Source organism: Mycobacterium sp. SMC-18 (assembly GCF_045310895.1).
Classification (GTDB): Bacteria; Actinomycetota; Actinomycetes; order Mycobacteriales; family Mycobacteriaceae; genus Mycobacterium.
This window is the reverse complement of sequence record NZ_JBJIAL010000096.1, coordinates 1-4,349: the sequence shown is the minus strand read 5'-3', so window position 1 is coordinate 4,349 and position 4,349 is coordinate 1. Positions and strand designations below refer to the sequence as shown.

Genomic DNA, 4,349 nt, shown 5'->3' with positions numbered 1-4,349 from the left:
CAGATCATCCTCGGGAAGGTGCGCCCTTTCCTACGCCGCCTCGCCGAGGCTCATCCACAGGTTCTGATCATTGCTCCGCTGAGGCGACAGGTGAGCCGTCGTGGCCGCACCAAACAGAGCGGTCGCGAGCTGATCGGCGAACGATGGCCCGTCGTTGACCAGCGCGTACCCGCCGGCAAGGCCCCCTTGATTGCAGAGCGTTCGTCGTCGCCGAACCCTCCGACATGCGACACCGCCGGTGCCACGATCGATCCGGGTGACGAGGCGCGTAGCCGTGCGCGGCACCACGGTAGTGGGGAAGCGGCTACCCGAATCGCTGTACACCGCCTGACTGCGTGACCACCGCCGCACGATCCGGCGCGCGGCCAGGTATGCGTCCTGAGCGACCTCGACGACGGCGACGGCCTTCTTGAGTCCGTACACGCCCCAGAATCGGCCAGGGCCGCGACCCGGCTGTCGCCACAGTTCGGGAACGACGTGCTGATACTCCTTGTCGCCGTGCAGGTTTGGTGATGAGTGCTTGGTGAAGTAGATGGCCAACCGCTTGGGATCGCACGCCTTCAGCCCGTTGCGCACATCGATGGCGGTCCCGGCGAGCTGATGGCGGGCCTTGTGCACAGGATCAGGGTGGTTGACGATCTGCGCCCATGTCGTGGAGAGCCATTGAGCGAACCCTCGCCCCGAGCGACCCGGCGAGATCGGCGGCGCCATCCACAGGTGGATGTGCGGGGCGCCGCGTCGCTGAAACTCCAGCTTCCAGATGTAGCGAGCCGGTTCGCCGTATTCACGTTGGAAGCGCTTGCGCCACAGCACCATGTGCCGCTTGACGCTGGCCCCGTCGGGAGCGACGACTTCCCAATCCCCGGGATAAGTGAGCGTGACCATCGCAGGGACGCGGCCGGATTCGACCAGTGGTGTGTAGTCGAGTTCGGCGAAGGTGCGGCACATCGACGACCGCGATTTCCGGGACCACTCGGTGATGACAGCGCCAGTCCCACGCTGCTCGCTTGCCTTACGACTCCGTCGTGTCAAAGACACGACGGCCTGATGATCGTCCCCGGCAGCCAGATCCGACCTGACTCGAAGCTCGGCGTCGTCAACATCACGTTGGTGACGAGCAACGCCCCGCTCGGCGGTCTTCTCGACACGAACGGGATTGGTCCAACTCAGTCGGACCACGCCAGGACCAACAGTGATGCGAAACCGTCCGGATTCCGGCTCCACCCCGCGACGGGCAGGACCAGACGCCCACGGCGCTGCCGGCTCGAACAACGCAGCAGCGGCGGCGACCATCTCGGGACTCGGGAACCGCAGCCCCAACGCGTCGATCGGCCGCAGCTCCTCGGCTGCGCTCGCGTCGTCGACCGACTCGCGGACATTTTCGGCACATATAACAAGCCCGCCGGGTGCGGCCGGGTTGAGGCCGGACGCCTCGGGGGCCATCCGGCCGACCGCTGGCGCTCTCCCGCCCTGCGGCCTGGCGGCCTCGGGCGCTCGCGACCTCCTGTCCACCGAGGCACCCGGAGAACCAGGCCCTAATGGCGGCCCGTCAGGTGTCGATGTCGAGCCGCCCGCCGATCGCGTCGAGCCGGTGACTGATGATTCGATGCTGGGCATCGGGATGCCTGCTCCCCGGAGGCTTCGATGCCGCGTACAACACATGCGGCAGCGCCGAAGCTCCTGGTCAGGAGTGCAAGCACCGTGTCCGGTCTATGTCCGTTCGTCGGACAACTTGAGTGCGTTAGCCTTGCTCAATGCGGCGCACAGGACGCACAAAAGAAGTTGAAACCGCAGGTCAGTGGCTATCCCGTCCGCCTGAAAAGCGGAAGGTCGCCGGTTCGATCCCGGCCCTGGCCACTTCGAGAACCACCTGGTAACGGGTGGTTCTTCTCGTAACTGGGCCGGGTTCTGGCAGGGCGCCGATGACCCAGAGTGACCCATTCTGGATCTAGTCGCCAACGCGGTGGCCCTGATGACCCGCAGCTGGATCATTTCGAAGCGTCGATGGCTCGTCGGAACGGACCGAAAGCTGGGTGGGCGGCGGTACCCTCAGCGCACTATGAGAGCACGACTGCTCGCCGCGACTGCGATGCTCGCCGCGTTCACAATCAGCAACGCGGGCACGGCATCCGCCAACGAATACTCATGCGCCAACGCAGCTGCGGCGAACGGCTACGTCAACTCGAACAAGTTCCTTGCGGAGGTCCAACAGGACTGTGCCGTCGCATACGGGATCGCCAACGCGAAGGGCGTAGGCACTCAGTCTGAGGCCAGCGCCGCTGTCGCCGCCGCTAATCAGTACCTACGTTCCCGCGGGTACGACGCGGCTACGGTTGAGCAGATGGACATCGCTGGACACGGAGTGTAGCCGCGGCGCGTTACTCCGCGGCTCTGTCTCGGGATCAGCCGGGCATCTGCCTACCGCATCGTGAGGGATGCCGCTCTCGACGGCGCCGTCGCAGAGTTAGGCACCGCATGACCGCCTAGACTGTGTGGCGAGGTTTCCGGCTTTGAGCTCACCGATGCCGCTGAAGTACCCCAGCCTGCTATTGACCACCAGGGTCACTCACGATCGTGGTGATCCGCCCGGCCTCGTCAATTCCGATCACAACCTGTCCGTCCGGTGCCTGCAGGACCATGCGGTCGTGCCCGGGGATATCCAACGAAATCCCTTGCCGGCGTTGAGCATAGGCGGTCACCGCCAGGCGGTGATCGGTGATGTCGCCGGTTCGCAGCGCGCGGGTAATCGCCGCCGTGGTGGACACAGCGGCGGCGGTGGGCATCGAGAACTCGTCAGGGTTGTCAAGCAGAAACCAGCTGTATCCGTTCCCATTCGGGGCTCGGTAGTAGACCGGGGCGGGCAGCTCGGAGAGTGCTTGTGCGCAGTAGACGTAGACGGCTTCGGGCATGCCGCGTGCGATCAGCCCCTCGTAGACCCGTTCGGCCGGTTGAAGGTTCTGATACGCGGTCGTCAGCTCCGCCGCGCCGAGTCGCTCGCCTGCCTCCCGGACGTACTGGGCGAGGGAGACTACTGAGTCCGGGAAGTCGTTGATGTTTTCCCAGGCCCACAGCCACGTGTTGGTGCGCGTCGAGGTGGAGCCGATGAAATGTGGGCGGAACACCGCCGCGGGCTCGCGCTCGAACCAGAACACCGGCGGCTCGGACAGGTCTACGCGCCAAGACAGCCCCGAGTACCGGGCGATGAGTTCGGTCTGCGCCTCGATGGACAGGATGAGCGTGTGGTCGACGAGCTGGCCGACGACGTCGCGGTCTCTCGTCAAGGTGAACTCGAAGCTCGGTGGCTCGCCTGTCACGTGCTTAGTGCGGCACTTCGTCGAGCCCGTTGGCGCTCAAGGTCTCTGTCAGCGCAGCAACCACCCGTTCGGCCGGCCAGTTGTCCGGAGCCGAAATGAGCGTTCCCCCAGCCAGTTCGGACGCCGTGAGCCCATCGGCGACTCGACTGACCGTCCCGACCTCGGCGCTGATCCAGGTGCGGTAGCCGATGCCGATCTTCCAGTTGCCGCGGCGCGCGGCGCTCCGCGTCGGGTCGTCCGCTAGGGCGAACATGGCCGGTCCCCAGGTCCGCGCCACCGCCGCGCACACGATGTCACCGTCCTCTGCGGTGATCGCACCGGTATACATCTCGCGAAGCTCCACCGTCATGTGGTGGCTCGGAAGTCGCCCGCCCGTGGAGACGGATCCCGCAGACACCCTGATCCGCGGCGCCACCCGCGGTCCCGCACCGGCGACCGAGAACACGTATCCGTTCTCGGGCTCGGGGTCACCGTCTATGCCGGTGCCGACGAAGCCGCGCACGATGTCGGCCAGGGCCTCCGGTGAGCCCTCCCAACGCTGATCCTTCGACGTCCGCCAATACGACACATCGAACGCCGCCTGAAGCTCACTTAGCAACGCGTCGGTGCGTTGCGCGATCCATTCGGGGGACTCTCCGGTCGCGACCCACACGGAGCGCAGGATCGCATCCCGGCTCCCCCATACCGGCGCGGTGCCTGCGGTGCTCATGATCTGTCAATCCTAACTTTCACGGCATCCTTGGGGTGTAGATGACCGAGACGTCATAGATGCCGTTGGCCTCAAACAGTTTTCGTATCGCCGCAGCGCCGTACGGGTCGGAGACGTGCCATTCGAGAATCGCATCGGGTGGCAGCGCGCGAAGCTGGCGCTCGACCTGTTCGAGCGTCTTGTCGGCCCGGCCTTCCCAGTAGGTGCTATCCGGCGCGAAAGCCATACCGCGATGCCCGTCTTTCGCTTGAGCAATGATCAGAACCTGTGGATGAGCCTCGGCGAGGCGGCGTAGGAAAGGGCGCACCTTCCCGAGGATGATCTGA

The 4,349-nt window shown here is 65.5% G+C and carries 3 protein-coding genes, 1 tRNA gene and 1 pseudogene; 1 reads left to right on the top strand and 4 read right to left on the bottom strand.

The window, feature by feature from the left end; genetic code table 11:
- Positions 1–30: 30 nt before the first annotated feature.
- The gene (locus ACJH6J_RS30055; protein ID WP_406805009.1) at positions 31–1,443 is read right to left on the bottom strand and encodes a hypothetical protein; all 1,413 of its coding nucleotides are present in this window, start codon (positions 1,441–1,443) and stop codon (positions 31–33) included.
- A gap of 349 nt (positions 1,444–1,792) precedes the next feature.
- On the opposite strand from ACJH6J_RS30055, the gene ACJH6J_RS30050 reads away from it, so the two are divergent.
- Positions 1,793–1,857: transfer RNA gene (locus ACJH6J_RS30050), tRNA-Phe, on the top strand.
- 689 nt (positions 1,858–2,546) lie between these two features.
- On the opposite strand, the gene ACJH6J_RS30045 is transcribed toward ACJH6J_RS30050, so the two are convergent.
- The 3 genes and pseudogenes from ACJH6J_RS30045 to ACJH6J_RS30035 form a co-directional block, all read right to left on the bottom strand.
- Positions 2,547–3,314, bottom strand: coding sequence for a DUF6882 domain-containing protein (locus ACJH6J_RS30045; protein WP_212813305.1), 768 nt, complete (start codon positions 3,312–3,314; stop codon positions 2,547–2,549).
- 4 nt (positions 3,315–3,318) lie between these two features.
- Positions 3,319–4,023 carry a hypothetical protein gene (locus tag ACJH6J_RS30040; RefSeq protein ID WP_212813304.1) on the bottom strand — a complete coding sequence of 235 codons (705 nt, stop codon included), beginning with the start codon at positions 4,021–4,023 and terminating at the stop codon, positions 3,319–3,321.
- Positions 4,024–4,042: 19 nt separating this feature from the next.
- A pseudogene (locus tag ACJH6J_RS30035) lies at positions 4,043–4,349 on the bottom strand (hypothetical protein); the annotation flags it as partial.